A 24,796-nucleotide genomic window follows, 5' to 3' on the forward strand; every position below is an offset into this window, starting at 1 on the left:
CCGTGCTCGCAAAAACGAGGGCCACTGGTTCGCGGCGGATTGGACAACCCCGACACATGCCCCACCAATGAACATCACAGCAAACATGGCACCGGGGGAGACGTGGCCGCCAATGGCGAGATAGCAGCCCAGTGCGACCAGACCGAACGAGGTGAACGACTGCCAAAATTTGAGAAGAAGTGAGATGCCTTTGGAAAGATGGGCGGCCGCTAGCTGCCACGCAGCCGCGTGTTGGTGAGTTCCGAGCCAGCGCTCGCGAAATCCCGACACCATCGCCATCACGTGCAAGGTCTCAGCCTCGCGCGTGGCTGTCGCCAGAAGCTTCTGACTCTGCTCCGCGAAGATGCCGGCCTGCTTTAAGTTCGCGCGATTGAAAACCTCGTTCAACGCCGCAAGCAACAGCACGACAACAACAGATGCGAGAAGCGCCAAACCAAGCCAGACATGCATGACAAAGGCGACCAGCACGTAGATGGGGATCCATGGGAGATCGAGGATCTGTGCTAGTCCCTGGCCTGAGAGAAATGTCCGTACGGCTTCGAGATCGCGGAAGGCGCCCATTGTATCATACCGCCTCGTCTGGAGCGTCTCGGAATAGACGAGGTCGTAGAGCGGCGCAGAGACTTCCTCGTTCAGGGCGATCCCCATCTTCCGCAAAACGGACGCGCGCAGAGCAACGAGCGCCGCGGCAAGTACCATCCCGAGCAAGAAGATCGCTGTTAGCCCAATCAGAGTGTTCGCACTCCTTGTCGACAGCACTCGATTGAAAATCTCCATCGAGTAGATCACAGTCGAGAAGCTCAGAAGATTGATCACGAGGCTGAGCACACACAGGTGCATGACACCAGGCCGGATCAGCCGAATGCCGCGGTCGAGCGGAGTCTCCGCGTCGGTGTCGCGCGCCCGTCTCGCCTGCCCCCCCATCGCCCCGACTCTCCTACCCCGCCTTCAACGGGCAGCGATCTCTGCCAACGATGCCGCGCGCGCGGCTGTGCCACCGCTCGGAAGAGCCGACCTAGAGACGACCGGACACGCTCGTCGGTCGCACTCCTGCCGCATCGCAACGCAGTCGGCTAGACCAGTTGTTTGCGGCATCATCAAGGAGCCACCACAGCTCAACGTTAAGCTTACCTCCGCGCGAAGCCCCAGTGTTCGTCCCCAGTACGGCGGAGCAGTCACACACGCCGGCATGCATCATACCGACATCAACAGTCGCTCCCACGCAGCACGTCCATGGTGGCGCGCGAGCTGATGGTCGTGAAAAGCCTCACCGGCGCGTCTCCCAAGGCTTGCTCGTGTTTTAGAGTTCCGAAGCAGGCTTGAAACGCGCGTTGCCAGAGCGCGCGGATCAAAGAAATCTACGACCGCAGCACACTCGTCTGCGAAATAGTCACGCACCGGCGCCGTATCCGATACCACCATCGCTTTACCGGCACCCATAGTCTCAAGAGCCGACCACGACAAAACGAACGGATACGTCAGATACACGTGCACGTCGGAGTGTCGCAGCACGTCGAGGTAGCGTCGGCGGTCAATCGACCCGAGAAACCGCACGCGCGCCTCATCGATCGAACTGTCGAGTTCCTCCAGCAACACGGATTTCCAGGTACGTCCGTCGGAGGGAGGCGCGCCATATCCGCCTCGATCAGAACCAATCACGGAAACTTGGATCGAGGGATCTGCCCGAAGCAAGCGGGGAAGAGCCCGCATGAAGGTGTGGAAGCCACGGTGCGGCTCGAGGTGCCGCGCCACGAAACTAACGGATGGCCCTCCGGACGCAGCGCGGTCGGTTCCCCTGTTTTCAGCGGGCGGGACCTCCACACCCTCATGGAAGACCTCGATCTTCGCATGCAGCATCGCCGGGAAGGTGGACTTCTGCCACGGCGTCGGCGCCACGCACACGTCGGCATCCTCAAGGCTTGCCAGCGTGATGGCATTGCGCGCCCGCATCCGGTGGAGCACCTCCGGAGGCGCTGGCGGGAATTCTGGGTCAAAGTTCACCTCTCCCCCCGAACGCAGGTAATAGTACTCGCAGTAGCAAACGAGCTTCGCGCGCGGGAACAGATCCTTCAGGTAGAGGGCCTCGCCCCAGCCGGGATGCGCCACGATGATGTCGGGCACAAACCCATCATAACTGAGTGCCCGCGCCGCGGCCGCTGCCCCCGCCGCCAGCGTCGCCTTCGAGGCCAGATCATCGATGACAATGTCGCCCGTTTGCGCGACCGGTACAGGCGAATACTGCCTGTAACGCAACCCCTTTCGCGCGTACGCATTCATCCCGATGCCGGCGAGCTCGACGTCATCTCGCCGCTCAAGCGCCTCCAGCACAGCGATCAGCTGCGAGGGAAAGGACTGGTGAACGAGGAGAACCCGCAGAGCCATTCAGCAGCATCACGGCTTGGCTGCAACAGCCTCGCCGAGCAGGGTAGCAGGCGGCTGCGACTCCGGCATCAAGGCGAGCGCCCACAGGTCGAAATGCGATCCCTTCTGCATGACCGCGCGCTCAAACCCCGCTTCGACGAGCAAGCGCCCCAAACGATTCGCTGTGAACGCGGTCTTGTGCGCCATGAAGGCGTTGCCCGCCTTCAGCGATGGGCGATGACCGAACAGCATGTCGACCGCGGTGATCGGTCCCGCGGGCGAAACGTAGGCGACCTCGTCGATCTTTCCCTGCACCACGAGCTCAGCGACCGCCTCGATATCTGGCGTGGTGATAAGGGCAAAGCCCGTCGGCTTCAGCACCCGCCGGAACTCAGCCAGCGCCTTCGGCACCTCATGATCGTACAGGTGCTCGACGTTGTGCGATGACCAGATCGCCTCGACGCTCCCTTCGCGGAACACGGATAGATCGGTGATCGTCCCCACGATGTCGGGCTTTACGCGTGAATCGAGATCCATGCGGAGCTCGCGCCAAGTCCCGTCCCGGAAAACGGGGTGAAGCTTCTCGGACGCGTACACGCCGCAGCCGACGTGGAGCACCGTCCGCACCTGCGTCGATCTCTCGGCCGCGTCTGCCTGCAAGGGGGCGCCCATCGCTCGCTACCGTCTCCACCCCTTCGCATCGCGTTCCGACTTCGAAGGGGCGCTTCGTTCAGGCGGTAGCCGACCTTAATGACGAAATAAGGCCGGCCTCTTCGTCGAGATAACTGCCAAGCCGTAACCGGAATGGAAAAGGCCGGGCTCAAGAGCCCGGCCTCTCCGTCTCGTTCGATAAGCTCGCTTAATGACCCGTGTGGTCGATGAGCTTGATCGAGTCGGCCGTCTTGTCGGCGCCCTCGCCTGACGAGGCGAGCTGGAGCACGAAGTCCTCGCGGGACATGCCGGCGTTGAGCTCCTTGGTCCAGTACACGTGACCGGCCTGATCGGCGTCGCGGCCGAACAGGTTCTGGTAGATCTGGTCGACGAAGGCAGGGTTCTCCAGCTTGCCAGCACCTTGCTGGAACTCGGGGCTCTGCATGAAGGCGTGCGCGATGTCCTCCATGCTCTGGCCGGAGGCATGCTGCTGCCACCAGTACTGAAGGCCGCTGGCATCGGCGTCGCGCGCCATGACCGCCTCGTACATCCGGCCGATGACGGCCTCATCAGCCGTGTGCGCCGTGATGAGAACGCCGTCCGTGAACTTGATGAAGTCCGAGTTCTCGATTGTGGTGGCGGTGCCCGAGTTCGCGTGGAACACCAGCACGCGACCACCGTCGACCACCGTCGAGAAGTCGGCCTTGCTCAGACCGAAGTTCACGGTGTCGAAGGCCGAACCGCCGGCGACCGTCTGCGAGCCGTCGGCCAGATTGATGTCGGCGTAGACGGGGCTGCTCTCGGTGGGAGCGCGCTCCGACACGAGCGTCGTCTGCGCCGTCGCGCCAGCGCCCTCGGCCGTCGAGGTCAGGCCGAGCAGCAGGTCCGCCCGGGACATCCCGCCGGTGGCCAACTCGTTCGACCAGTAGGCCAGACCACCCGCATCGGCCGTGCGACCGAACAGGTTCTGGTACACGGCATTGACGAACTGCTCGTTGGTGACCGTGGAGCCCAGGCCGTGCGAGCCCGCTTCCGGCGCACCCAGGAACTGCTCGCCGATCTGCTCGAGGCTCAGCTTGCCCGAGTTGTACTGGTCCCACCAGTAGTAGAGACCGTTCGCGTCGGCGGTCCGGTCCATCACCGCGACGTACATGCGGCTGATGATGGCCTCGTCGACCGTGGACGCGTTCACGATCGTCGAGCCGTCGGTGAGCTTGATGACGTCGACGTTCGTCAGGGTCGAGGTCTCATTGCCGTTCTTGAGAACGATGTTGCCATCGGCATCACGCGAGACGTTGTAGCCCGAGCTGGTCAGCGTGACGGTGTTGTCACCGCTGCCGAGGTTGAGCTTGTACGAGCCCGCTCCGAGCGTCAGGGTGTCATCGCCGCTGCCGGCATTGACGGTAGCGTGCTGCGTCTGGGTCAGGTCACCGGAAACACCGGCGTTGCCCGCGACGATATTCAGATCGCCCGTGCCAGCGACGATGGTCGAGCCACCGGCGCTCGTCAGCGAGAGATTGGCATCGCCCGAGCCCGCCACGACGGTCGTCGGACCGGCGCCGTTGAAGGTGAGGTTGGCCTGGCCGCTGTCGAGCGACACGAACTGGCTCTCGACCTTGCCGGTGACTGTGCCCGAGCCGGAAATGTTGAGGACCGGGGCCTTACCGGCACCCGTCACGTTGCCGCCCTGGCTGGCGTCGACGTTGGCCACCTCAACCGTGGGGTCGACCGTCGTACCGGGTGTCACGTTCTGGATGTCGATGTTGTTCGGATCGCTCGTATTCGGCCGCGTCTTGAGCAGCTGCTCGAGCGCGTTCTTCAAGCCCTCAGCCTGAGGGTTCTTGATGATGTTCTCTTTGACCTGCTCTACCGGCCGCGAATACGGATCAGCCACCTTAACCCCCTACAATCAATAAGTTATGTTCGTGATTTCAGATGGACGCCGAGGATCGCGGCGCCCGGAAGATACGGGCCGGCTTGCGCGGCGCCGGCTCAGGCCGAGTGCTGGCGCTCACACGCGCCGAAGAGCGCGGCGCCTTGACCTTGACCTCGGAAAGCTGGAGCCGAAGACCGACGAGATGCTCGCGGCCCGTCGGCCCCTTCAGATCAACCGGCGCCAGCGCCGGCCCGAAATGCGACCCGTCGCTGAAGACCGCCTCGACGATCAGCGCGTAGGCATCGGCGTCCTCGCCGATCAGCTTGAAGGTGACGCCGTTGATGGCGCGGGCCTGCATGCGGGTGCCGACGAACTCGCCCGCGACCACGTCCGGGAGGCGTCCGAGCCCGAGAAGCGCGCAGCCGTACGAGAGGTCGACGTTGGCGGGGCGGCGCGGCCACTGCACCGAGAAGCCCTCGATACGCGCCGAGCTGTCCGGGTCACCGAGCCAGTCACCGCCGGAGACGAAGAGATCGCCCTTGCGCTCGACATGCCCCGCGATGCGCAGCGGAATGACCCGATCTCCGGCGTCGGACGCGGCAGAGCCGCCACTCGCCTGAGGAGCCGCCAGAGCAAGCCTCGAATTCGAACGACCAGCACTCGGCGCGCTCTGATCCAGTCGATCGAGCTGCAGCGTCACGGCTTCCGGGTGATCCGCACCCTCACCGATGGTGGTGATCAGAACAGTCGCGTCGCGCTCGACCGAGATGACGCAGAGATCACCGGGCTGACGCAGAACACCGGCCGCAACGCCCGGGTTAGAGAGCATGCGAACATCGTCGGCCCGATCCGGATCGACGGTCAGGACCACACGAGGCGCGACACCACGGATGGCCGTTGCTACATAGCGCAGCGCAAACATGCCGCGAGCGACATCCATCGCTCGCACGGACACTTGCCCGCGCGTCGTGCCGACGCTGTTCACTGGAGGAAACCCCTCACGCCCGGCCGGTTTTTACCGGCACTTAACTGTGCCTTCTTAAGCCATGGCTCGCTGCGGCGCGTCAAGACAATTTGAACCAAATCGTACGCGAAAAGTGCTGAGTCTCCGCCCTACGGAGCGTTAACCTTACGCTGTAACCAGAACGCCACACCTGATTTCGGTCACACTGTGGCAAATGTCTGGCTTAGTATTCTTCCCTCGACACTGAGCAGGAAGCCCGTATGTATCGATCGCTAAGAGCCCTCAAGCAGGGCTCGGACGAGATGATCTTCGATCTTCGAGATTATGAAGGTCTCGAGGAGATCCTTTTTTCACCCACTGTAGCCGTCGAGGCGAAGTCGCTCGCGCGCCACTTCCCGTTGGTCTGGCGCCGCATCGAGGACAAGTTCGAGTTCGTCGCACTTTTGTCGTTGTCGCCTCTCGTTGTGGGCGCCAATCACTTGCTTGCGCCCGGTCTGACGCGCCCACTTCTGATGGAGGCCTACCCCTTCGCCATCAGTGTGGCGGCCGGCGAGGATGGACAGAGCGCCGTCCTGATCGAGGCGGCCGTCCCGAAGCAGGAGCGTCAAGGGACCGCGGTCTTCGAATCAAGTGGCAGCTTCACCGGGCCAGCCGCCCATCGCATGAACGCGCTTCGGGTCTTCGCGAGCGACCGGGACCGAACGGCAGCCTACACGCAGGCGCTCGCCGCCGAGGGCCTCCTTGAGGACTGGCCGCTACGTCTCAAGATCGGCGAGGACGGCATCGAGTTCGGGGGGCTGTGTGTGCTCGCCCGAGCGCCTGCCCAGCGCGAGCGCCTCGCGAAGATCGTCACCCAGCACGGCTTCCCGTTTGCCGAGCTCGTCACCTTCCACGATCTCTCGCTCTTCAATATGCAGCGCCTCGTCGATCAGCACCGGGCGGGCCGTCTGGCCGCCCAAGCGACGGCAGCCCAGACTGCGTCAGGAGAGTCGGCATGAGCTTCGCCCGCGTCGCCCTCTCGCCTGAGCGCCTGCAGAACCTGCACTGGTCGTTCGCCAAGACCTTTCAGTTCGCCCGTGATCGGCTCTACGTCCCGCTCATCCAGACCGAGATCCTGCGCGCGGCCCGCGAGTACCCGATCGCTTTCGTCCGTGAGGGCGAGCAGTGGCTGCCCGTCGCATATCTCGGCGACGCGGCCGGTCAGACGAATCGCTTCGTGGACGACAAGGGCTCCTGGCAGGCCGGCTACGTCCCGTTCTGGCTCCGCGTCTATCCCTTCGTGCACGCGCACGAGGCCTGCGCGGTACTGCTGGATCCGGGCTTCGTCGGCGTCTCCGGCAGCCACGCCTTCACCACGGCGGACCGCAAGCTGACGCAGGAAGCGCGCGGCGTCGCGGACCAGGTCCGGAAGGCGAGCGCCGGCGGCGCTCTCCTGCAGACGGCCGCCTCCCAGATTGTCGAGGAAGGCATCGCGCAGCCTAGGCCTGGGCACTCCGGACGTGATTCGGAGCCGCTCCTCTTCGTTTCGGCGGGCCGCCCCGCCGATGTCCTCGCCGCGAAAGCCGGCGACTGGTACGCGCGTTCAGCGCTGACCGTCGAACTTGCGATCGCCGCGGCCTTCTCCAGCGCATCGATGCCCCGCGCCGAACCGGCCGCTGTGACTCTCGAGCCGCCACCCGAAGTAGCGCCCACACGCCCCGCACCGCTCGCTCCGACCTACGTGCCGCCCGCCGCTCCTGCCGACCTCGACTGGCTCGACATGAGCGAGAAGATCTCGTTCTGAGACCGGCGCGTATCACTTTGGGCATGTGCGGCCCGGCACCGAATTTGCTCCAGCCTTGAGCAAAGGTCGCAACAAGACCAGAACGAAAAGCGGCGGCCCACCAGGGGCCGCCGAGTCAGGGTTTTCCAGTGCCGTGTCGAGACGGCGCTCATCCCTAGCCGGCTTTGCGGTGGCTCGCCATCGCGAGCGGATACGTTATTGCGCGTAATATTCAGATCGTACGGCCGCGTGACCGCGAATCCGCAGACGTTCAAGTTCGAGCGGCGCCTTGCGACGTCGGATCCGGCAGTCTCGCAGAAGCTCTCGCTCGCATCAGCCGTGCCGCGACCAGCCAGCGAGCGCTGCGTTGGCGAGCGCAGCGGAACCGCCGCCCAGCCGGCGGCGTCGCTCAGTCGCCTCTCCCAGCAGTGATCTGATCCCGTGTCGGTGGCCCGTCTTTGAGACGGGGCTGACGAGCCTCATGGATGAGCGCCCTCAAGGCCTCGACGACCGCGAGGACGATGAAGCGGTACCAGATGTAGGCCCGCCGGATCGCGCCTCGGATCCCTCGGGCTTCGGTGTCGCTGGCCAGAGACATAGGCCCGAGGCTCGCATCCGAGCCCTCAGCCGTCCGCAACAAATGCCGGGTGCAGAGCGTACCCGCTCAGCGCCGCATCCCGTTGCGCAAACTGTCCGCCCTCTCACAGAGTGGCGTGGTCAATCCGCTAATGCTCGAATAGTGCCGCGATCTCGAATCCCAGAACGACCGCGCTGATCGCGGTGAAGACCGCGAGCACGGCCGTCGCGGCCAAGATCGCGGGCAAGATCAGGTCGCTGTCCCGGTTCAGCACGGTAGCCGGATCATTCTGGATCATCAGCAGGCCCACTCCACGACTTCGCATCGGCCGCTGCAAGGCGAAAGCCGCGCGAGTCTCACCAGATGAGGACAGATCGCACGGGCGCGCCTTGACGTGGGTCAACGGCGGGATCGCCCAACCGTCCTGATGGTGCTCGGCAGCTTCAAGGGCTGATCTCTGCGACCACCCCGACCGCGGCGGACCGCCAGCGAGACGATCTCGTTCAAGTCGTCCTAATCCGACGCACGGTACTCGCCGGGAGGGGCGGCTTGCGACCCATCGTGGCCACGAGCTTCGCTTGACGATGCTGAAGGCTGGCGTCCCCGACGTGCGGCTGCTGCCGAAGGCTGTCGAGAATTTGGATGAGCGCACGATCCGGCTCGCGAAGGCCATCGTTGAGAGGATGGCTGGTGAAGCAGCGCAGTGGTGACTGGCTGCTCAAAAATGGAAGGAGCCGCAGGCAGATCGCCTGTGGCTCCTCAGCATGCACATCTCATGACGCTGAATTGTTCGAGGTGCTGACGCGGTCCGTCCGTTCGGCGAATTGCTGTTGCGTGCCCGCATCAGTCGCACGGCAAGCGCTCCCCTAACAAAAGGTACAATGGCCAGATCGGAATTATCGTGCTCCATAATGCCGCCGCCGGAGGCAGTTTGTTCGACTTCTCGCCGCGCAACGCATCATAATGCCACGCGTTAGGCATCTCAGGTGCGGCCCGCCTCAGCGGCCAGAGGAACGGTCTGTATGCTCTACCTGATGCGCGATGCTTGTGACCTGATGCTCACCCCAGCACGCATCGCCGCAGGAGCCGCCCGAAACGCCTACGAGCATCCGCTCAGTCCATTCACCTATATGCCCTCCAGCCGTGCCGTCGCTGCCTCATGTGAGCTGTTCGAGCGTGGCACTCGCAGCTACGCGAAGCCCGCCTTCGGCCTGCCCGCCTCCGAGCGGGTGGTGTGGGAGCGCCCCTTCTGCCGCGTCATCGCCTTCGGTGAGCCCTCGACGAAGCCGAGGATGCTGATCGTGGCCCCCATGTCGGGCCACTACGCGACGCTCCTGCGCGGCACGGTGTCGGCCTTCCTCGATACGCATCAGGTCTTCATCACCGATTGGGCGGACGCCAAGCAGGTGCCGCTGGCCGCCGGATGCTTCGACCTCGACGACTACATCGACTACTGCATGGCGATGTTCGAGGCCCTCGGACCGGACCTGCACGTCATGGCAGTCTGCCAGCCCTCCGTGCCGGTGCTCGCTGCGATCGCCCGCATGGAAGCCGAGGATCACCCGCTCGTGCCGGAATCGGCCGTTCTGATCGGCGGCCCCATCGACACACGCCGCTCGCCGACAGCCGTGAACAGGCTGCCTCAGGAGCGTAGCATCGACTGGTTCCGGCAACACTGCACCCATCCCGTGCCGTGGCCGCACGCAGGCTATGGCCGCAAGGTCTACCCCGGCTTCCTGCAACTGGCCGGCTTCATCAGCATGAACCTCAACCGCCACCAGTCGGCGCACTGGGATATGTTCAACCATCTCGTGCGGGGCGACGGTGACTCGGCCGCCAAACATCGGGAGTTCTACGACGAGTATCTGGCGGTGATGGACCTCACTGCGGAGTTCTACCTCCAGACGATCGAGACGGTGTTCATCGAGCATGCGATGGCTCGCGGCGTGATGCGGCACCGGGGCGAGCCCGTGGATCTCAGCGCCATCCGCCGCTGCGCCCTGATGGCGATTGAGGGCGAGAAGGACGACATCACCGGCATCGGTCAGACCCGCGCGGCTCTAGATCTCGCCACGAACCTGTCGGCCGAGAAGAAGGCATACCATCTCCAGATGGGAGCGGGGCACTACGGCATCTTCAACGGCGCGCGCTTCCGGGCCGAGATCGCGCCGAAGATCGCGGCTTTCATGCAGAAGAATGCGGACCTGCTGCCGCGCGAGCTAACGGTGGGACTCGCCGATGTGACCGCGCCCAGCCCAGATGCGGTGCAAGCAGAGCCCTTCGTAGCAGCGGCGCTCATTGCGAGCGAAGCCCTCGCACAGAGGGGCGCTTAAACCGAATTGCGCCGGTCGGCACCCACACAAGGCAGCGCCATTTGCGGTCTAACGCTGGCGAGCGGCGTCAGTGAACGGTGTTACGAGGATCTACGATCCTCCTCGCGTCCGCGCTCCCCTGCTGGGCCTCCGACATGAGCCGCTTGGCCCGCTCCTGTAGCTGGTCGAGCCGCTTGTTCAGCAAGGTGCGCTGTCTCTGCCGCTTGCTCTCAAGCTGTCGGACGATGCGCTGCTTCTCGGCCTCCGGACCGGACCACGCTTCCAGCCGCTCGCAGTCAATCTGAAAGCCGAACTCCACATCAGCCTGCGCAGCCAAGGTTCTCTGGAGGCAGCCCGTGAGATCGTCGAGTCCAAGACCCTCCGGCAGATCTGGGGGCGGCACCTCAGTCCAACGTTCGCTTGCAGGACCCAAGGTCGACGACCCAGCCGGCGAGGTGAGCGGCAGGAGCACGTTGGAGCCGGCCACGATCGCGCCCGAGGCGTCTCGCAGCGGCGTCGGGTGGGGCATGAAGGGGATCAGCGTCCCATCTGGCCGTTCCAGCACAGCCTGCACCCCGCGCACAGCCCGGCCTTCCTTCAGCGCCACCGCCATGGGGCATTGGTCGAGCGGCAGGTGCGCACCTTCGGTCGTGAAGATCCGCCAGGAGCCACACCAGCGTGTCTTGCCGAGTTCAGGCCGGTAACCCCAGAGATCGGCTGCCGCCTCGTTGTAGTAGGTCAACCAACCCTCGGCGTCGGTCGTGTAGGCAGGTGACGTGATCTGCTGGAACAACGCAGCCCGAGACCGCTCGTAGTTCCAGTCTCGGTCCGGCCCGTCGAGTTCATACCCGATATCGTCTGGCACGACCGTCAACTCTCCACGACAGCGAGCCTTAAGGGCTCACAAACCAACCGGCTGCCCCCCTCTGTCGCGAGCTACCTGGGAACCGGATCTGCCCGTGCAACGGCAGCCTCGGCTCGTCGGGGCGCGGGATGCGCCACACTCCAGATCGTCCAACTCTGCGGGATTGTGCCTTGAAGCTTCCGGGGGCGGTTGCTCCACGACGCCACGACCGGCTCACGCCAGCCTGGGCTCTCCCGTAGTGTCTTGTACGGACGCTCCGACCTCGCACAGGCACAGCAGCCATACAACCGCTCTGTGACGGGGCGAATACGCTCATCGGAGTGAGACCAGTGCAGGGAAGCCGGCCAAGTCCCTGCTCAGGCCAAACAGAGATCCAGCCGCGTCACGCAGCCGTAGCCTCGTAAGGTGAAACGGCTCCGCCATCAGGCTTCAGGAGAGCAGAGATCGCCATCTGCTCCTCACGGAAAAACTCGTGCATGGAACTATAGAACCGGTGCATCGAGCAGCATGCCTCGTAGATCGAGTCATCTGCCTCGCCCTGCGCGAGCTTGAGGTAGTCGTCCGCCTTGCGTTCAGAGATCTGAGCGCCAGCGATGCACTCAGCCAGAGCCTTCTGGATCTGAGGCGGGAAATTCTCGTTCACCTGAGTGGTTCCTGGCACGGGGCGCGTCTCCCTGTAAGGCGGCGACGAAGCCGACGCCCTTGAAGCACTATTCGAGACATCCTCATTGTGCGGGATGTCTGCTTGACATGTGATATGGTGAAGCCTCCACAAGCACAGTGGAAGCCGAAGACCCTGGCGAGGCCGCAGACACTCGCGCAGCCTCTGAGGCTGATATACCGAGCGGCGCTTTTGACTATAACCTTTGTTGCAGGCTCGTGACGATTCCTGCTCGCGCCAGCGTCAATGTGCGAGGTCGTGCATTGACGGTGGGAAGAGGTTCGCCGGACCGACTTGAGGCGACCGGTTTCCGCGTCAGGATCGAAGGAGCCGCAGCGGCAGTGCACTGCCAACACGGAGAGGCCCCGGCGTTGTGCAGCGCCGGGGCCTCTCCTTGTCAGCTTGCAGAGCTTCACGGCCCATGTCCATCCAGGCCTGAGCCGGCCGAGCCCGGCCTTGTACGACCCGAACCCAGATCCTGTTGCTGACGCGGCTCACGGGTGTGCCCAGCGCAGGTGCTGGTTGTACCGGCCTCGGTGTCGCTCGGTTCCGGCGAGGGAGCGATGGTCCGCGACCTGCATAAGGTAGCAGGGTCACCCCTCAGCAATGTTCCGGTAATGTTCGCTCCTCTATGACGGCATCTCACCGAGAGGGCCGGCGGCCATGCACACCACGATCGTTCGCGTAGGCTGGCTCTTCGCGTGCTTCTTCCTGGGCATGCCCGCGCTCCCCCACTGACGGATGAAGTCTGCCCCCGTCGTGTTGCGCCGACGGAGCCGGGCTGGAGCTACATCGATCTCAGGCTGCGCTGGGCTCCTTCTCTGACACGCCGAGCCACGCCTTGAGCTTCTGCGAGACGGAGGCGCGCTTACTCGCTGCCGGCGCTGTCTTTGCACGTGCCGCGTCGAGGCGAGCAGCGACATCATCGAGAGCGAGTAGGTCTGCCTGCCGCCCGATGGCCAGGGCACCTTCAAGGACGCGAATGCCATCCGTGAGCGACACGTGAGGCAGGTAGAAGCTGTCCAAGTTGATGCGCGCCCGGATGTAGGCGGCTCGCTCTTCCTCGATCTCGGGCGTGTCCGCACAGGCAAGTCGAGTGACGAAGGGGATCAGGCGCAGGCGCTCGGCGTCGCTGGCCTCATCGTTTAGATGCAGCGCCAGCCGGCAGATCGGGCGCGAGAAGCACAGTGGCATCTCATTGGGTGAACGCACCGATTGGTATGGAAAGCCGCACGCGACGAGGGCAGCTTCGTTGATGCAGGTGCCACCGTCCGGCCCAGGGAAAGGATGCGAGCCCCGCTTCAGCGTCCAGTTCAGGATGTGGTCGAAGTCTGTCATGGTGGCTGATCCTGTAGCCGCCCCCAGGATCAACTCTGCGCCTGCCGCTTATTATCCGGCACCGTCCCATGCTTGGGCGTCGAATCCTCACACAGCAACGAATTCGGCCGGACGAGCACGGCGTACCGGCTTGGCCATTTCGGCGCAGTCTCAGCCTGCCCGAGCCGCAGCTCAGTGGATTGCCGGCAGTCGAATCCGTTCGGGCTGGTCGTGCGGAGGAGCGACTGCAGCACTCCATTCGATAGCGAGATCCATTCGCACCGTGCAGACGCAGGTGTCCCGCTCGGAGCGCACCGTCGCGCTGATTGGGACATTCCGGCCCTCTGCCGTCCGCATCCGCGCAAGGTCGTGCAGCGTCGAGACAGCGAGATCCAGAGCGCTGAGGTCGTCCCGCAGGATCGAGCCCTCCGCGTCATGGTAGACGTGCGTTCCGATGATGGCGTCGATGAAATAGCGAGGCATGACGGCCTCCCACGAGCAGCGCGATCCCCTCGGCTACTCTCAGCCGTGCCGCAATAACCTGCGGCGATTCTCGGCACAAAAGGCCGGTTTCTGACGGCGTTCAGCGTGACCTCATCGGACCGGGCCCAAAAGTCGCTCGATCTCTGCCTCGCCTTTCTTTCGGGCAAGCTCTTCCGACGAGTGGGGCTTGTCTGAGCGTTGCAAGCGTTTGCCTCGCTCGCGGATGATCCAGGTGAAGTGCCCTTCGGGCTTCTCGCAGGGCTTGATCTCAAGGGTGTAGGGGTAGGTCACATCGGTGCTCATTGACCGGGGATGCCACCGCGCAGCCACACCTGCCACCGCAACCGTGACAGGAAGCGTGCGACGAGAAATCTTCTCGGCGCGATCTCATCGACGTGAACGATTTTCCGTTTGCGCGATTAGCATGAGCTAAGAGCAGCATTATTCTGCTCTGTCCCTTAACTGAGCGCTCATCCGGCGCGACCCATCCTTGGATCATGATCAAGAGCGACCCTCATCCGCGCCCTCTCGGCTCGGCCTTTGACGCGGTGCTGCACGGTGTGGCGCAGGGCCTCGGCAGCTTGTTCCCGCCAGTCCAGAGCTCGCATCCGACACAGCTTGACGAGGACCGGCAACAGATTGCTGAAGAACACGAGGTCGAGCCAAGACAGGATTAGCGTGTCCGCGCCCAGCCGCGCAGCACCAGAACCACTCTGCTGGCCGCAGGAACGATCTGTATCGATGCTTGCTCGGCGTACCGTACCCTTTCTGGCCAACTGTCGCCAAAAGGGCGGGGCCAGCCTTCAAAGCGCCCTTACGCAGTACTCGGCCACATTCTCTCCACGTGACGCCGCTCAGTTGCACCTCGGGTTTGGGCAACTCAAGGAGCGCGTAATGTATGCTCTTCACACTGCTTCCGGCGCAGCGGCCTGTTCGAAGGTCGCCGTAGCCGGGCGTCCAGTCGTTGATCTCGACCGCCAAGCTCTCGGATGTGTCGTCAGAGGCATCGCCTCCGGCCTGCGCGATGTGCTCCCGGTGCCAGTGCGTGAGCCGCTACCGGCCAAGTTCGAGCCGCTGATCCAGCGCCTGATGAGCGGTCCACTGAACCGCCTCGCGGTGCCTTCGAGTCGAAGGGCTGCTTGACGTACGCAGGGATCCCTTCAGGGGCGCGCACGAACTTCGTGCGGCTACCTAACCGCATAGTTGGCGCCGAAGCCGATGAGAACCTCACCTCGGTGAGCGAGGTTCTACAGGATCAGTGAGCGCTTGCCCGCGAGGGCAAGCTTCGCCGTCAGGGCGCAGCGCTGTCCGACTAATCGCCGCCGGGGTATCGGGGCTCACCGCATGGCTTGTGAGGGTGTGCGCCCGCCTCCAGCGCCCGCACGCGCCCCTGTGCGATGTAGGCCCGCAACCGTGCGACATGCGTCGTGGCTTCGTGCGTCATCCGGTGCGGCTCCTCAGGGTTCAGCTCGTCCAGGCGGCGCACCTCTTCGAGCTTGGCATCCCTCTGCTGCCGCTCTTGGCTCAGTATCGAACTCACGCGTGTCCCCTGCATTTCGTTCTCAGCATCCGAACTGCCGCCCTCTTTACCCATGCTGACCCGCGGCGCCAGACCGGCTCCCTTTAAGTCGCAGTAGCTTGCCCATCCTGCGTTTGTGAACCACCCGTCCTGAGCGGCTGGCCGCGCGCTGCCTTGCATTTCAGTTGCTGAAGCTGACATCTCTGCTCAGCGACCTTCGTCGCAGCGCCCTGTGGACCACCTTCTTGCCCGTGCATCCAATCTGCGTCGTCCGGCGTTGAGCCGTCACGAAGATGGAGTTGCACCCCATCATCCGAACCTCCGCTCGCTCGTGCCTCGGCGCGACCCTGCGGCTTTCTAGGAACCCACGAACCCCATGCCCGACGACAGTAGTCGATCGACCTTGCCGCCACTGGCTGACTGCGTGATCCGCGCCTGATCGCTTGATCCGGCTCGCCCACGACCAGCCTTGGCGGCTGGTCAGACAAGGTGAGCTATGACCCTCCCAAACATTTTTTCGCGTGCGGAAAAGCCTGCGCGACGTGATCACAGCGCCGCCGCCATTGTCATCATGATGGTGCTGGTCTTTGCGCCCGTTCTCGGCATGCATATCGCTGCCGTGGCCTTCGACACAGACGCGGAATTCGTCACGAAGCTATGGGCCGCCGATGGCGTTGCAACGCGCTTGAGGCTTGGTCCCGGCTCACAGGGCTAACTCGCAGGCTCGGTTCCTGGCCACCGACACAGCTTCATTCGTGACGCCGGCCGCCTGCGGGCGAACGAAGGCCTCGGGATCGTAGGCGCTTCCGTGCATGCGCTGACTTGCATGTTCTGCGCCTGCTCGGTCTCCATGGAAACTCGCACACTCCAGTGCGGTCTCGGGCGACCGAGCTTGATAGGCGATGTGGCCAGCCAGCGTGCTCGCGCTGATGATGGTGCTCAACTGCTTCTCTTGATGGCAAAACGAGGCCAAGCTTGAGATCAAAGGTGGGGTTGGCGAGCTTGAGGAGAGGTTTGAGGAGGCGAGTTCCGGAACGCTGATCCGGGCCAGGAATGCGGCAGCGGGATCAAAGGGGCCGGTGTAGCTGTTGGAGCGAACACGGAGGACGCTCACATGGAACTCTCACCGTTCGCTCACCTTGATCGGGTCCGCCTGCCTGACGGACGTGTAGGCGCGGTCGTCGGTGTCTGGAACCTCGGCGAAGCCTACGACGTGCACGTCGGCGAAGTTCAGGAAACGTGGTCTGCCGACGATCTGACACCGGCTGAGTAGGCGGCTGGTAGGTACCCGCTGCCGTTTCGGACGCTGTTGCGCGAGCGGACCAGAGCAGAGCGGTAGTATTTGCCGCTTCCGCTCAGATCAGAAGCGGCGCCTTTACCGCCCGAGGCGTCGGTTCGTGAGCACCCAAGAGGGTCTCGTCAGGGACGAGCCGTGGTCCGACTTCGTCGTCAATCCTGCTGGCACTCCTCTGAGGCGATGAGCGCAAGCTCAGCCGCAACGTCTACGAGGTAAGCGGCGATGCGCCGACCAGCGGCTGAGTCGCGACACTCGATCTGGACTGCGACTCCGAGGGTACCTCCGTCTAGGTGGCGAAGTGCGGTTTCGGCTGCATCCGCAACTGCCCGTTCGGAGGGGCCACTGAGACGGAGCAGATGCGGACCAGAGTTAATGACGATCACGCGGAACGGATTGCCTATCTTTCGGAACGTCCTAAGCTGTCGCAAGTTCAGCTTGAGTGACCACTATATTGCTTCTGAACGCAGAACAGGCTCGCCCGTTAGCGAGCCTGTCTGACAACCTGAACCAGTGGAACTCTGCAAATTTCCTCAAGTTGACAGAAGGCAGATCCCGTATTGGTGTTCCGGAATTGCAACGCTCTTTGGGCGTTTCCTCCTAAGACTTCGGGCCGTCCCTTGGGGCGGCCTTTTTTCTGGGAGGTTGCTACAGGTTAACACGCGACCATGTGGTTGGTTCGCCCTTCTAGCCATGGTCGTTTGGAGAGAAGACGCCTACGACGTCTCCTTCGGTGATCGTTGCGTGAAGAGGAAGGTCCGGTGGGCGTCCCGGACCAAGAACACACTCACGCAAAGGCATCTTCCCGTGGAGCTAGAAACCGCAGCAACGAGGCGCTCCGATGGATGGGAACTCGCAAACGACCTCGCAGCGCCTCTCGTGGGCAGAGCCGAGCACGTGGTCGGTTAGGGTCTGTCGGTCGTCTTCCTCTGCCTTGGTGGCCTATTTATCGCCCTTCCCACTGCCGGCGCAGCAATTTTCGGCATCCCGGCTCCGAGCGGCGTCTCAGTGGGATATCTGCGTGCGATCGGCTTTCGTGACGTCGCCCTGGCTCTGTACCTGGGCAGCCTAGCCTTGTTCTCGACACGGCGCGCTGTGTGCCTTGTGCTGGGAGCCAGCGTGTTCATCCCCGTGTGTGACGTCATTCTGGTCTGGACTTTGGGCTCCGCAGCCGCATGGCAGATCGCTTTGCACGTCCTGAGCGGAGTCATGCTGGCCCTCATCGCCGCCTGGGTGTCTCGGCGGCCAAGTGGTGCGGAATCTCTACGGCCGGGAGGCCGAAAGCCACATAGTTGAAGGCGTGCGGCATACTGCTTCCCGCAGATGGGCCTGACTTGATGGGGCAGGCTAGGATGAAATAGAAAGACTCCTCGCGGAGAAGTTTCTGCGGACATATTTGGGATAACATTCCAGTATTATTTGTACTACGCATTACAAAAATAAAAATGAGCAGCTCTGCTCGGAACTTTACTCGTCTGATAGAGTCGCCCGTGTGAGTTTAGCTCTACCGCGGTGGGCCACATGCCGCTGTTCTATTTCGACTTCCACGACGGGCAGCGACACTGCTTCGACGATGACGGCCGGGAGTTTCCCGACCTCAACAGGGCACGCGATGAGGTGATTGGTCCACTGAGTGATGTTACCCGCGATACGCGCCCACCTGGGGACCGACGAGACTGCATCGCGCACATCTGCGATGAGAGCGGGAGGATCGTGTTCCGCGCTCGCCTACCGCTAACCCCAGAGTGGATGAGGTAGCGGCGTCCTGTTAGGCCCCTGAACGTGGATCAAGCCGGCCTGCCGGGCTGTCCGGTGGAGCGTTCTAGCGCGACCGGTGACTCAAACCGTGACAGTTCCGCGGTCTCTTGCCTCAGTTCGTCAGATCGCCAATGCTCCCTCCCCTCACCTCCTGGCAGCGGAACCATGCCGAGCCGGTTCTGATCCCTCTCTCCCGCAACTCCTTAAGGGCCTGCTCGACAGCCATCTGGCCAACACGCTCGCAGCGGTCGCGCGTCTCGAAGGCCGCAACGGTCCCCTCGTCCTTCTGTGGCCCGGAGAAGATCGTCAGGACGAGGAGGAAGCCCGTCTTCATTGGCCGCTCCAGCTCAGGCGCCCACGTGCCTTCTGTGTAGCGGCGTAGCGAGAGGCTGGCGCCACCTCACGGGTGTTTGTCCTCACTCTTCTCCAGTGTGCTTCAAGTGCCCAGAGCACTGGCAGCCGCTACCGCGCTTCACCGAAGGCTGACCCAGCCGGTCCGGTTTGCGAGCCGTTGGTGGGGTGAGAGCCCTGCATCTGGTTCGTAGGGTCGCGCCGCGAGCCAACGCTCATGTCGTTGCCCAGCGCCTGTGCCGCTGGCGGAGCCGGCTCCCAGTGATGCCTTTTTTCCCCGGACGGCCGACCGATTGTAGCGAGAAGGGATTTTTCTCATCCCGTCGGCCGCACCTAGCCACCGACCGGTCCGCTCGGGAACGGAAGTCGCTTGTTGAGCGGCGAATGTCGTAAGAGCCGCCCCGCAAGTCGGGGCGGCGAACAGGTTGAACGCCTCACGGCACCGCTCAACCTTCAAGCGGCCTTCGCGCGACCTCGCCCCGAGGCACGATCGATCGCCCTGATGACCTGCTCGGGTGCGAGGTGATGGATCATGTGCCCCTGCCCCGGAACAGCGATGAACTCGCTTCGAGGCAGATCGCGGTGCAGCCGCTCCGACTGGCGCCCCACATCGGCGATCTGGTCGTCAGCTCCGGTGATGATCTCCACCGGCAGCTTCAGCTCGCGGTAGTGCTCCTGAAGCTCCATCGCGGCAGGGGTCATCATGGCCGCGTCCTCGGCCGCAGCGCGCAGCTGAGAGGGACGCAGCATCAGCTCCTTGGGCATCTGCTCGTCGAAGCGCTCCGGCACCTCGGCTGGCGCGAACATGGCCTTGATCAGACCCGGCAGGATTAGCCGTCCCACGAGCGGTGACACGGTGTAGCGCATCACGTCCCCGATGACCGGGATCGCAGGCGGCGAGAACAGGACCACATCGGCCCGCAGCGTCGGGTAGTAGTAGCCGGACGCCAGCACGAGGCTGCGCACGAGCTGCGGCGCCTGCAGTGCGAGAGCAACCGCGACTAGGCTGCCCCAGGAGTGCCCGAGCACCACCGCCTGCGACACGCCCATGCGCTCCAGGGCTGCTTGGAACAGGGTTGCATGTGCTCGCGGCGTCCAGAGCGCCCGCGACCGCTCACTGTAGCCGTAGCCGGGTCGATCGATGATGATGACGCGGTGGCGCTTGGCGAGGTCATCGACGATGCCGCTGACCAGGAAGTCCTGGATCAGGGTGCCGTTGCCGTGGATCAGCACCAGGGGCTCGCCTTTCCCGCGCTCCAGGTAGTGCAGGCGCACGCCATTCACGGTCATGAAGCGGCCGATCGGCGGATGGCGCCGCTCTGCCTCACGGGACTTTGCGATCGTGTAGAGGGCTGAAGCGCCCAGGACTGTGGCTGCCCCGAGCAGGGCGGGAGCGAGCCGGCTGCGGCTGCCGGACTTCTTCTGATGGGCGTGAGTGTGTTTGGGGTCCATGCATCCTCGCTTGGTTCAGTGGTCAAGCTGAGGCTGCCCCGGCATGTTCCGAAGATGGCGCATACGGGCGCTTCGAAACGCCCGATGCCCAGGGGGTGGTCCCGAGGAAGATCGACAGCGCGACGCGGACAACCTCGAGCAAGTTGGCGGTCACTGGCGTGCTCCTCGGGTCGGAGCGGAATGCCTTATCTGACCGCCAGCATCCGTGAGGACGGTCACGCTCGCATCACGGGGAGAAAGGCCCCCGCCAGCTGTCGCAGAGTGAGCCGGCGGGGGCTGTCGCCGTGTGAGGGGTAATGGCACAGCGAGCACCAGCAGGCTCGGCCCGAGCGGTTAAGCAATCGTTACGCACTGGATCGCGCTCGGGCTCTTGGGCTCAGGCTCACTGCAAGCTGGCAGTCGCCGCGGCATATATCGCGATGATGACCACGCCATAGGCGAGGGTCTCAGCCACCAGGATGGCCACCCAGGCGGGAAAGGGGATCTTCGTGTGCCACTCCAGGAAGTGCCTCATGCCCGGCCTCCCTCTGTGCAGCATCAACGCGCGTGCGGAGCCATCCACGTCTCCTGTCTCGCGAACTGCGCGGTGCCTGACAGGCCTCTTCGCGGAAACGTCGGGGCACGCTCTCAACTCTTGTGCCTCTCGGAAGGGAGATGATCACGGCCGCCAATCTTGAGGGTCATCTGCCTCAGCGAGGCGCTCACGAGGGGATTGCGTCCGTGCAGAAAGCCGAGCGGCCCTTGGCGGGCGAAGCTCCACGTTGCATCGCCGAGTGAGACACGAGCCCAGACCTGAGCCGGTGTCCTTTGCACGCCTCGGCCGCTGCTCTTGTCCAAAGTCTCCTGCAGGATGCTCAGGGGTACCGGCCAGCGCCCCGGTATTGAAGTACGGCTCCGGAAGCGAAGAGCTGCGATCAGTTGGCCGTCGCTGCCCGCGGCTCGAGCCTCAAGCTCGACCTGTTGCGCTTCGAAGGCGAGTGGGATTCCAAAGACGCCTTCCTGCTTAGGAATGCTCCAGAGGGTGCGGGCGCCCGCAACAGAAGCCGGATGATCGACCCAGACGAACGGCACGGTGACCGACGGGCGTGTGCCCCCGTGAACCTGCACTGCAGCGAGCACCTCATGGTAGGCCAAGTCGCCGGCAGGTTCGTAGATTGCGAAGGCCGTCCCGACGACCACCCGACCGAAAGCCGATATGGGACGCAGCCGTCCGGGCACAGCATCGAATGGCAGGGCGGAGGCTCGGATCTGCCATAGCGACACGTAGGCGGTGCCGCGAAGGTTCCAGGGGGCTGGCGGGTAGACCACACCAGCCGGACTTGTCAGCCAAGTATCTATCTCTGTACCCACCTTGGCCGCATCCTCACCGACTCGGTCTCTCGATATCATGCCGGCTTAGTCGAATATCAGACCAGCGAGGCGACAAGGCCAGCAATCAATCTTGAAGAACGGCCATGCATGAAACGTGACACCCACTGGCGACAATCGCTGCGGCCAGCCGCCCTCCTTTGTCTTTGATATACTTGAATTTGGTAAAGATGTGGAGGCTCATCTGCAGAATAGAAATGTATGCTGATATAGGTGGAAGTTTGTAATCCTGCCTGCACACCTTTACACCAAAAACCACATCGGGAGGAGGGTGGCGCTGCCCGGCCAGATAGCTGCGCAGAGGCTGACCGCACAAATCACCGGGGCGACTTCGTACCGCCAAAGCCCTGCTGGAACATACGGGTGAAGGCATCCTGGAACTGCTCGGCGCCCTGAGGGGCCAGAGACATCCAGCTCTTCATCAAGGCGTCAGGCGAGAGGCGGTCCATCTCGGCCACCACCCGCCGCTCCATCTCGGCGAGGATCTTCGCCTGCATGGGCTGAACGTCGGGCAGACCGAAGAACCTTCGCGCCTCCTCGGGAGTGCAATCGATCTCGATATTCATCTTCATCGGACGGAGACCCGTGCGCTGATCGAACGAACGAGAGGGCATATATGGCGTCCCCTCGCGGGCGATCACTGCCCCGCACGATATTTCAACGCGGCATTGGTTTGCGGCGAGATCGCCCGACACCGCGAGAAGCGAGGAAGCAATCCTAACGAAGCTTCAGATTTCGACCAATAGCTAGTCTTCGACCATTCCCGGCACACCCGCAGCACGACGCGGTGCCCGGGAACAAGCAGTGGATGAGAAGAGCGCCCACGACCGCGCCTTCCGAGCCAAGCGGATGGCGGCCGCCTTGCTTAACAGAGGCCTAATCACGGCCCCTGTTTCGTTTTGGGAGAGAGCGCCATGCAGGAGCGCCGTAGAACTCCACGTCGTCGCAGCTACATCGGCGCGACCATTGTGTTCAACAATCGCTGCTCGACCATCGATTGTCTCATCCGAGACATATCCGATGACGGCGCAAGGTTGATCTTCAGCGATACGGTCAACGCGCCCGAACAGTTCGACCTTATGATCAACAAGATGGGTGAAACGCGCCGTGTGCGGATGGCCTGGCGTCAGGCGGACCAAGCGGGCGTCGCATTCCTGCGGCACTCGGCGGCTGATCTGACGATGCTGGGGCACGCACGTAGGCTCAGAGAAGCTGAAGCCGAGCGTACAGCGCTGCGCGACAGGGTAGCGGAATTGCTGGGCCGCGAATGACATCGCACCACGGCCGACGCTGCGCCCGGCCGAGGTCGCGCGGCCCCTCTCTCAACAGCGAGGGCTGGTCGCTCCGCACTGTATACTTTCAGACAGACTTAACCTGTGATGGGCTAAACAGGCGGAAGGGGCCACTTGGAGTCGTGCGATGTTCGTCGAGCGCCGGGAAGCATCGCGTCGGAACGCCTTCAAACTTGGGTCGCTGTTCTTCCACGAAGAACCGCATTGCCTGGATTGCCTGATCTGGAATGTCTCGGACTTCGGTGCGCTGATCGAGGTCGAGGCGCACGCCTGCCCGCCGCAACAATTCCGAGTTGTCGCGACCGCCCTGAACCTCGACCGCAATGCCGTGCAAACCTGGCGCGATGGCAGAAAGATCGGCGTCTCATTCGTGCTCTGAGATGCGGGAATCACGACCACACCGAGAGATGCACGAAAGTGAGATGGGAGGAACTAGCTGATGAATGCAGAGCGTCATGAGGAACAACGGGCCGAGTGTTTCAGCTCTGGTGAGCTTCTCTTCGGCGGATCGCGGTACACTCCCTGCCTCGTCTGGAACATGTCGGAGGCAGGAGCACTGATCGAGGTGGAGCCGCCCTGCACCGCGCCCGATGCCTTCGAGCTTGTTGTCCACGCGGACGGCGTCGTTCGCAGCTGCTTCGTGGTGCGGCGAACCGGACAACGGCTCGGTGTGGCTTTCACGATCTGAGAGCACGACGTCGCAAGCAGGGAAGTCGACCGCTCAGGTGAACGTCCACGGCCGCACCTCCCGAGCCGAGCTATTCTCGATGGCCGCCTTCAAGAGGAGCGGCGGCGTGCCTACCTCTCGCACGCACCTCAACAGCTGGGGGACCGCAATGACGCCGGCACAGGCCGAGACGATTGCCGCGACCGACAATGCCACCGTTGCCATCCTGCATGCTCTGATCGCCTTCCTCGAGAAGCAGGGCGTGATGAGCCGGGAAGATTTTGCCGCCTTCCTCCAGGCTGCGATCGAGGGGTGGCGGGCAGAGGGCGCAGACGAGAAGCTGATGCAGATGATCGAGATCAAGGCGAAGGGCATGGCCCTCGGACCGCCGCCCTCGATGAAGAACTGAGCGCCTTCCCTGAAACCTTGGAGCTTAAGCAGGGAAGTCACGACCAGCCTCCCCTGCCAAGCGGACGTTGGTAGGCGCTCGGATTAGTTCTAAAATCCTCAGAAGTATTAGCAACTACCGTGCGGCGCCCGACGCAAACTTTTTACCGGGTAGACGCAGTGTCGCGGGTGCATTAACCATTAAGAATGTATCCGTCTGGCGGGAGTTGGCGCCATGACTTATTGCGTTGAAAATAACGCTGAGGTTGCGAGCGACGTTGGCTTCGTTGTCCTCTGCGAAGCCGTCATCTCCTTGATCATCGCGTGCGAGAGACGCCATCCTGGCTCTGTCTCGCAACTCGCGCCCAGTCTCTTGGCCGGCATCAGGGAAGATTTGAACTCAATCGGAGAGACGTGGCCGGCAGCACAGATTTCCGAGGAGAGCTTGCGCTCCCTCGACGAGTGTCTGTGCTATCTCGTGCAAGCCGCTCTGAATGAGGCGCAGACGACTGCTATGTCGGCACACTGATCGTTTCATAACGCCACACGTCCGAGGCAGGAGCGCTCACGCGGCTGATCGCTGAACGGCTCGATGAGATTGCCAAGGGTGATCCGAGGCTCGCCGGGGCGGGCTTCACGCTTCTGGCCGAGCAGATGACTACGCAGGCCATCGCCTCGGCCGCGCACGAGAAACACAAAGTCACCGCCGCAGCGACGGATGCCTGAGTCGCGTAAGCAGCCGACGCAGCGGAAATTGCCGACCTCATGATCCCCGGGACCGACGTCCGTGTTGTCTACACAGCCAGACAGCGTCTGATGGAAATCCTGTCGGCAAGCGCGGACTGACTTTTCGCCCCTATTCTCAGCACCGTTCTGAGC

At 63.3% G+C, this 24,796-nt stretch carries 29 protein-coding genes; 13 read left to right on the plus strand and 16 right to left on the minus strand.

Going from position 1 to position 24,796, the window contains the following annotated elements; translation table 11 throughout:
• From MOX02_RS01645 to MOX02_RS01665, 5 genes are all read right to left on the minus strand, one after another.
• On the minus strand, positions 1-924 hold a 924-nt coding region (locus MOX02_RS01645), incomplete at its 3' end, for a type I secretion system permease/ATPase (protein ID WP_507762755.1).
• A 270-nt stretch (positions 925-1,194) separates the two neighbouring features.
• Positions 1,195-2,382 (minus strand): glycosyltransferase, encoded by a 1,188-nt coding sequence (locus tag MOX02_RS01650; protein WP_147023989.1) that lies wholly within the window; start codon positions 2,380-2,382, stop codon positions 1,195-1,197.
• Between the two features lie 9 nt (positions 2,383-2,391).
• A complete protein-coding gene (locus MOX02_RS01655; protein WP_210250364.1) occupies positions 2,392-2,898 on the minus strand; it encodes a class I SAM-dependent methyltransferase in 507 nt (168 codons plus the stop codon).
• A 322-nt stretch (positions 2,899-3,220) separates the two neighbouring features.
• Positions 3,221-4,906 (minus strand): DUF4214 domain-containing protein, encoded by a 1,686-nt coding sequence (locus MOX02_RS01660; protein WP_147023991.1) that lies wholly within the window; start codon positions 4,904-4,906, stop codon positions 3,221-3,223.
• 37 nt (positions 4,907-4,943) lie between these two features.
• Positions 4,944-5,810: a hypothetical protein gene (locus MOX02_RS01665; protein ID WP_147023992.1), complete on the minus strand. Its 867-nt coding sequence runs from the start codon at positions 5,808-5,810 to the stop codon at positions 4,944-4,946.
• Between the two features lie 344 nt (positions 5,811-6,154).
• Between MOX02_RS01665 and MOX02_RS01670 the strand changes: the two genes are divergently transcribed.
• On the plus strand, positions 6,155-6,850 hold the full coding sequence (locus MOX02_RS01670; RefSeq protein ID WP_170267616.1) for a SapC family protein: 696 nt from the start codon (positions 6,155-6,157) through the stop codon (positions 6,848-6,850).
• Entirely contained in the window at positions 6,847-7,635 is a 789-nt protein-coding gene (locus tag MOX02_RS01675) for a SapC family protein (protein ID WP_147023994.1), read from the plus strand. The genes MOX02_RS01670 and MOX02_RS01675 overlap by 4 nt, the downstream gene beginning before the upstream one ends.
• A 704-nt stretch (positions 7,636-8,339) precedes the next feature.
• Here MOX02_RS01675 and MOX02_RS01680 read toward each other — a convergent pair.
• Entirely contained in the window at positions 8,340-8,594 is a 255-nt protein-coding gene (locus MOX02_RS01680; protein ID WP_147023995.1) for a hypothetical protein, read from the minus strand.
• 175 nt (positions 8,595-8,769) lie between these two features.
• On the opposite strand from MOX02_RS01680, the gene MOX02_RS32625 reads away from it, so the two are divergent.
• On the plus strand, positions 8,770-8,901 hold the full coding sequence (locus MOX02_RS32625) for a hypothetical protein (RefSeq protein ID WP_280525304.1): 132 nt from the start codon (positions 8,770-8,772) through the stop codon (positions 8,899-8,901).
• A gap of 312 nt (positions 8,902-9,213) precedes the next feature.
• Entirely contained in the window at positions 9,214-10,524 is a 1,311-nt protein-coding gene (locus MOX02_RS01685) for a polyhydroxyalkanoate depolymerase (RefSeq protein ID WP_147023996.1), read from the plus strand.
• A gap of 67 nt (positions 10,525-10,591) precedes the next feature.
• On the opposite strand, the gene MOX02_RS01690 is transcribed toward MOX02_RS01685, so the two are convergent.
• From MOX02_RS01690 to MOX02_RS01710, 5 genes are all read right to left on the minus strand, one after another.
• Positions 10,592-11,368 (minus strand): OmpH/Skp family outer membrane protein, encoded by a 777-nt coding sequence (locus tag MOX02_RS01690; protein ID WP_238178969.1) that lies wholly within the window; start codon positions 11,366-11,368, stop codon positions 10,592-10,594.
• Positions 11,369-11,750: 382 nt separating this feature from the next.
• Positions 11,751-12,011 (minus strand): hypothetical protein, encoded by a 261-nt coding sequence (locus tag MOX02_RS01695; RefSeq protein ID WP_147023998.1) that lies wholly within the window; start codon positions 12,009-12,011, stop codon positions 11,751-11,753.
• A gap of 816 nt (positions 12,012-12,827) precedes the next feature.
• Positions 12,828-13,367, minus strand: coding sequence for a hypothetical protein (locus MOX02_RS01700; protein ID WP_147023999.1), 540 nt, complete (start codon positions 13,365-13,367; stop codon positions 12,828-12,830).
• Between the two features lie 171 nt (positions 13,368-13,538).
• Complete coding sequence (locus MOX02_RS01705) at positions 13,539-13,829, minus strand: DUF6894 family protein (protein ID WP_147024000.1); 291 nt, start codon at positions 13,827-13,829, stop codon at positions 13,539-13,541.
• A gap of 111 nt (positions 13,830-13,940) precedes the next feature.
• Positions 13,941-14,120, minus strand: coding sequence for a hypothetical protein (locus MOX02_RS01710; RefSeq protein WP_238178968.1), 180 nt, complete (start codon positions 14,118-14,120; stop codon positions 13,941-13,943).
• 206 nt (positions 14,121-14,326) lie between these two features.
• Between MOX02_RS01710 and MOX02_RS01715 the strand changes: the two genes are divergently transcribed.
• The 5 genes from MOX02_RS01715 (at position 14,327) to MOX02_RS32890 (ending at position 18,400) form a co-directional block, all read left to right on the plus strand.
• Positions 14,327-14,506 (plus strand): hypothetical protein, encoded by a 180-nt coding sequence (locus MOX02_RS01715; protein WP_147024002.1) that lies wholly within the window; start codon positions 14,327-14,329, stop codon positions 14,504-14,506.
• 1,338 nt (positions 14,507-15,844) lie between these two features.
• Positions 15,845-16,063 (plus strand): hypothetical protein, encoded by a 219-nt coding sequence (locus MOX02_RS01720; protein ID WP_147024003.1) that lies wholly within the window; start codon positions 15,845-15,847, stop codon positions 16,061-16,063.
• Between the two features lie 399 nt (positions 16,064-16,462).
• Positions 16,463-16,621 (plus strand): hypothetical protein, encoded by a 159-nt coding sequence (locus tag MOX02_RS30930; protein ID WP_170267619.1) that lies wholly within the window; start codon positions 16,463-16,465, stop codon positions 16,619-16,621.
• 996 nt (positions 16,622-17,617) lie between these two features.
• The gene (locus MOX02_RS01725; RefSeq protein WP_238178971.1) at positions 17,618-17,938 is read left to right on the plus strand and encodes a DUF4267 domain-containing protein; all 321 of its coding nucleotides are present in this window, start codon (positions 17,618-17,620) and stop codon (positions 17,936-17,938) included.
• A 225-nt stretch (positions 17,939-18,163) separates the two neighbouring features.
• Positions 18,164-18,400 carry a DUF6894 family protein gene (locus tag MOX02_RS32890; RefSeq protein ID WP_373866704.1) on the plus strand — a complete coding sequence of 79 codons (237 nt, stop codon included), beginning with the start codon at positions 18,164-18,166 and terminating at the stop codon, positions 18,398-18,400.
• 112 nt (positions 18,401-18,512) lie between these two features.
• On the opposite strand, the gene MOX02_RS01730 is transcribed toward MOX02_RS32890, so the two are convergent.
• The 5 genes from MOX02_RS01730 to MOX02_RS01745 form a co-directional block, all read right to left on the minus strand.
• Entirely contained in the window at positions 18,513-18,734 is a 222-nt protein-coding gene (locus MOX02_RS01730) for a hypothetical protein (RefSeq protein ID WP_147024004.1), read from the minus strand.
• Between the two features lie 470 nt (positions 18,735-19,204).
• Positions 19,205-20,203, minus strand: a complete 999-nt coding sequence (locus MOX02_RS01735) for an alpha/beta fold hydrolase (protein WP_147024005.1) — start codon at positions 20,201-20,203, stop codon at positions 19,205-19,207.
• A gap of 382 nt (positions 20,204-20,585) precedes the next feature.
• Complete coding sequence (locus MOX02_RS32630; RefSeq protein WP_280525305.1) at positions 20,586-20,717, minus strand: hypothetical protein; 132 nt, start codon at positions 20,715-20,717, stop codon at positions 20,586-20,588.
• A gap of 113 nt (positions 20,718-20,830) precedes the next feature.
• Positions 20,831-21,553 carry an acetoacetate decarboxylase family protein gene (locus MOX02_RS01740; RefSeq protein ID WP_147024006.1) on the minus strand — a complete coding sequence of 241 codons (723 nt, stop codon included), beginning with the start codon at positions 21,551-21,553 and terminating at the stop codon, positions 20,831-20,833.
• A 335-nt stretch (positions 21,554-21,888) separates the two neighbouring features.
• Complete coding sequence (locus MOX02_RS01745) at positions 21,889-22,143, minus strand: DUF6489 family protein (RefSeq protein WP_147024007.1); 255 nt, start codon at positions 22,141-22,143, stop codon at positions 21,889-21,891.
• Between the two features lie 342 nt (positions 22,144-22,485).
• On the opposite strand from MOX02_RS01745, the gene MOX02_RS01750 reads away from it, so the two are divergent.
• The 4 genes from MOX02_RS01750 (at position 22,486) to MOX02_RS01765 (ending at position 23,939) form a co-directional block, all read left to right on the plus strand.
• Positions 22,486-22,842 carry a PilZ domain-containing protein gene (locus MOX02_RS01750; protein WP_147024008.1) on the plus strand — a complete coding sequence of 119 codons (357 nt, stop codon included), beginning with the start codon at positions 22,486-22,488 and terminating at the stop codon, positions 22,840-22,842.
• 148 nt (positions 22,843-22,990) lie between these two features.
• The gene (locus tag MOX02_RS01755) at positions 22,991-23,242 is read left to right on the plus strand and encodes a pilus assembly protein PilZ (RefSeq protein WP_147024009.1); all 252 of its coding nucleotides are present in this window, start codon (positions 22,991-22,993) and stop codon (positions 23,240-23,242) included.
• Positions 23,243-23,302: 60 nt separating this feature from the next.
• Complete coding sequence (locus tag MOX02_RS01760) at positions 23,303-23,551, plus strand: PilZ domain-containing protein (RefSeq protein ID WP_147024010.1); 249 nt, start codon at positions 23,303-23,305, stop codon at positions 23,549-23,551.
• 79 nt (positions 23,552-23,630) lie between these two features.
• Positions 23,631-23,939 carry a hypothetical protein gene (locus MOX02_RS01765; protein ID WP_238178966.1) on the plus strand — a complete coding sequence of 103 codons (309 nt, stop codon included), beginning with the start codon at positions 23,631-23,633 and terminating at the stop codon, positions 23,937-23,939.
• The last annotated feature ends 857 nt before the right edge of the window (positions 23,940-24,796 follow it).

Origin of the sequence: Methylobacterium oxalidis (assembly GCF_007992195.1) — a bacterium.
GTDB lineage: Bacteria > Pseudomonadota > Alphaproteobacteria > Rhizobiales > Beijerinckiaceae > Methylobacterium > Methylobacterium oxalidis.

Bases quoted from the DNA above. Each gene is read 5' to 3' on its own strand.
- MOX02_RS01750 (WP_147024008.1), top strand. From the start codon at position 22,486: ATGCAGGAGCGCCGTAGAACTCCACGTCGTCGCAGCTACATCGGCGCG.
- MOX02_RS01730 (WP_147024004.1), bottom strand. From the start codon at position 18,734: ATGAAGACGGGCTTCCTCCTCGTCCTGACGATCTTCTCCGGGCCACAG.
- MOX02_RS01735 (WP_147024005.1), bottom strand. From the start codon at position 20,203: ATGGACCCCAAACACACTCACGCCCATCAGAAGAAGTCCGGCAGCCGC.
- MOX02_RS01705 (WP_147024000.1), bottom strand. From the start codon at position 13,829: ATGCCTCGCTATTTCATCGACGCCATCATCGGAACGCACGTCTACCAT.
- MOX02_RS01655 (WP_210250364.1), bottom strand. From the start codon at position 2,898: ATGGATCTCGATTCACGCGTAAAGCCCGACATCGTGGGGACGATCACC.
- MOX02_RS30930 (WP_170267619.1), top strand. From the start codon at position 16,463: ATGGAACTCTCACCGTTCGCTCACCTTGATCGGGTCCGCCTGCCTGAC.
- MOX02_RS01665 (WP_147023992.1), bottom strand. From the start codon at position 5,810: ATGTTTGCGCTGCGCTATGTAGCAACGGCCATCCGTGGTGTCGCGCCT.
- MOX02_RS01685 (WP_147023996.1), top strand. From the start codon at position 9,214: ATGCTCTACCTGATGCGCGATGCTTGTGACCTGATGCTCACCCCAGCA.
- MOX02_RS01765 (WP_238178966.1), top strand. From the start codon at position 23,631: ATGGCCGCCTTCAAGAGGAGCGGCGGCGTGCCTACCTCTCGCACGCAC.
- MOX02_RS01675 (WP_147023994.1), top strand. From the start codon at position 6,847: ATGAGCTTCGCCCGCGTCGCCCTCTCGCCTGAGCGCCTGCAGAACCTG.
- MOX02_RS01720 (WP_147024003.1), top strand. From the start codon at position 15,845: ATGACCCTCCCAAACATTTTTTCGCGTGCGGAAAAGCCTGCGCGACGT.
- MOX02_RS01715 (WP_147024002.1), top strand. From the start codon at position 14,327: ATGATCAAGAGCGACCCTCATCCGCGCCCTCTCGGCTCGGCCTTTGAC.
- MOX02_RS32630 (WP_280525305.1), bottom strand. From the start codon at position 20,717: ATGAGGCACTTCCTGGAGTGGCACACGAAGATCCCCTTTCCCGCCTGG.
- MOX02_RS01650 (WP_147023989.1), bottom strand. From the start codon at position 2,382: ATGGCTCTGCGGGTTCTCCTCGTTCACCAGTCCTTTCCCTCGCAGCTG.
- MOX02_RS01745 (WP_147024007.1), bottom strand. From the start codon at position 22,143: ATGAAGATGAATATCGAGATCGATTGCACTCCCGAGGAGGCGCGAAGG.
- MOX02_RS01700 (WP_147023999.1), bottom strand. From the start codon at position 13,367: ATGACAGACTTCGACCACATCCTGAACTGGACGCTGAAGCGGGGCTCG.
- MOX02_RS32890 (WP_373866704.1), top strand. From the start codon at position 18,164: ATGCCGCTGTTCTATTTCGACTTCCACGACGGGCAGCGACACTGCTTC.
- MOX02_RS01760 (WP_147024010.1), top strand. From the start codon at position 23,303: ATGAATGCAGAGCGTCATGAGGAACAACGGGCCGAGTGTTTCAGCTCT.
- MOX02_RS01755 (WP_147024009.1), top strand. From the start codon at position 22,991: ATGTTCGTCGAGCGCCGGGAAGCATCGCGTCGGAACGCCTTCAAACTT.
- MOX02_RS01670 (WP_170267616.1), top strand. From the start codon at position 6,155: ATGATCTTCGATCTTCGAGATTATGAAGGTCTCGAGGAGATCCTTTTT.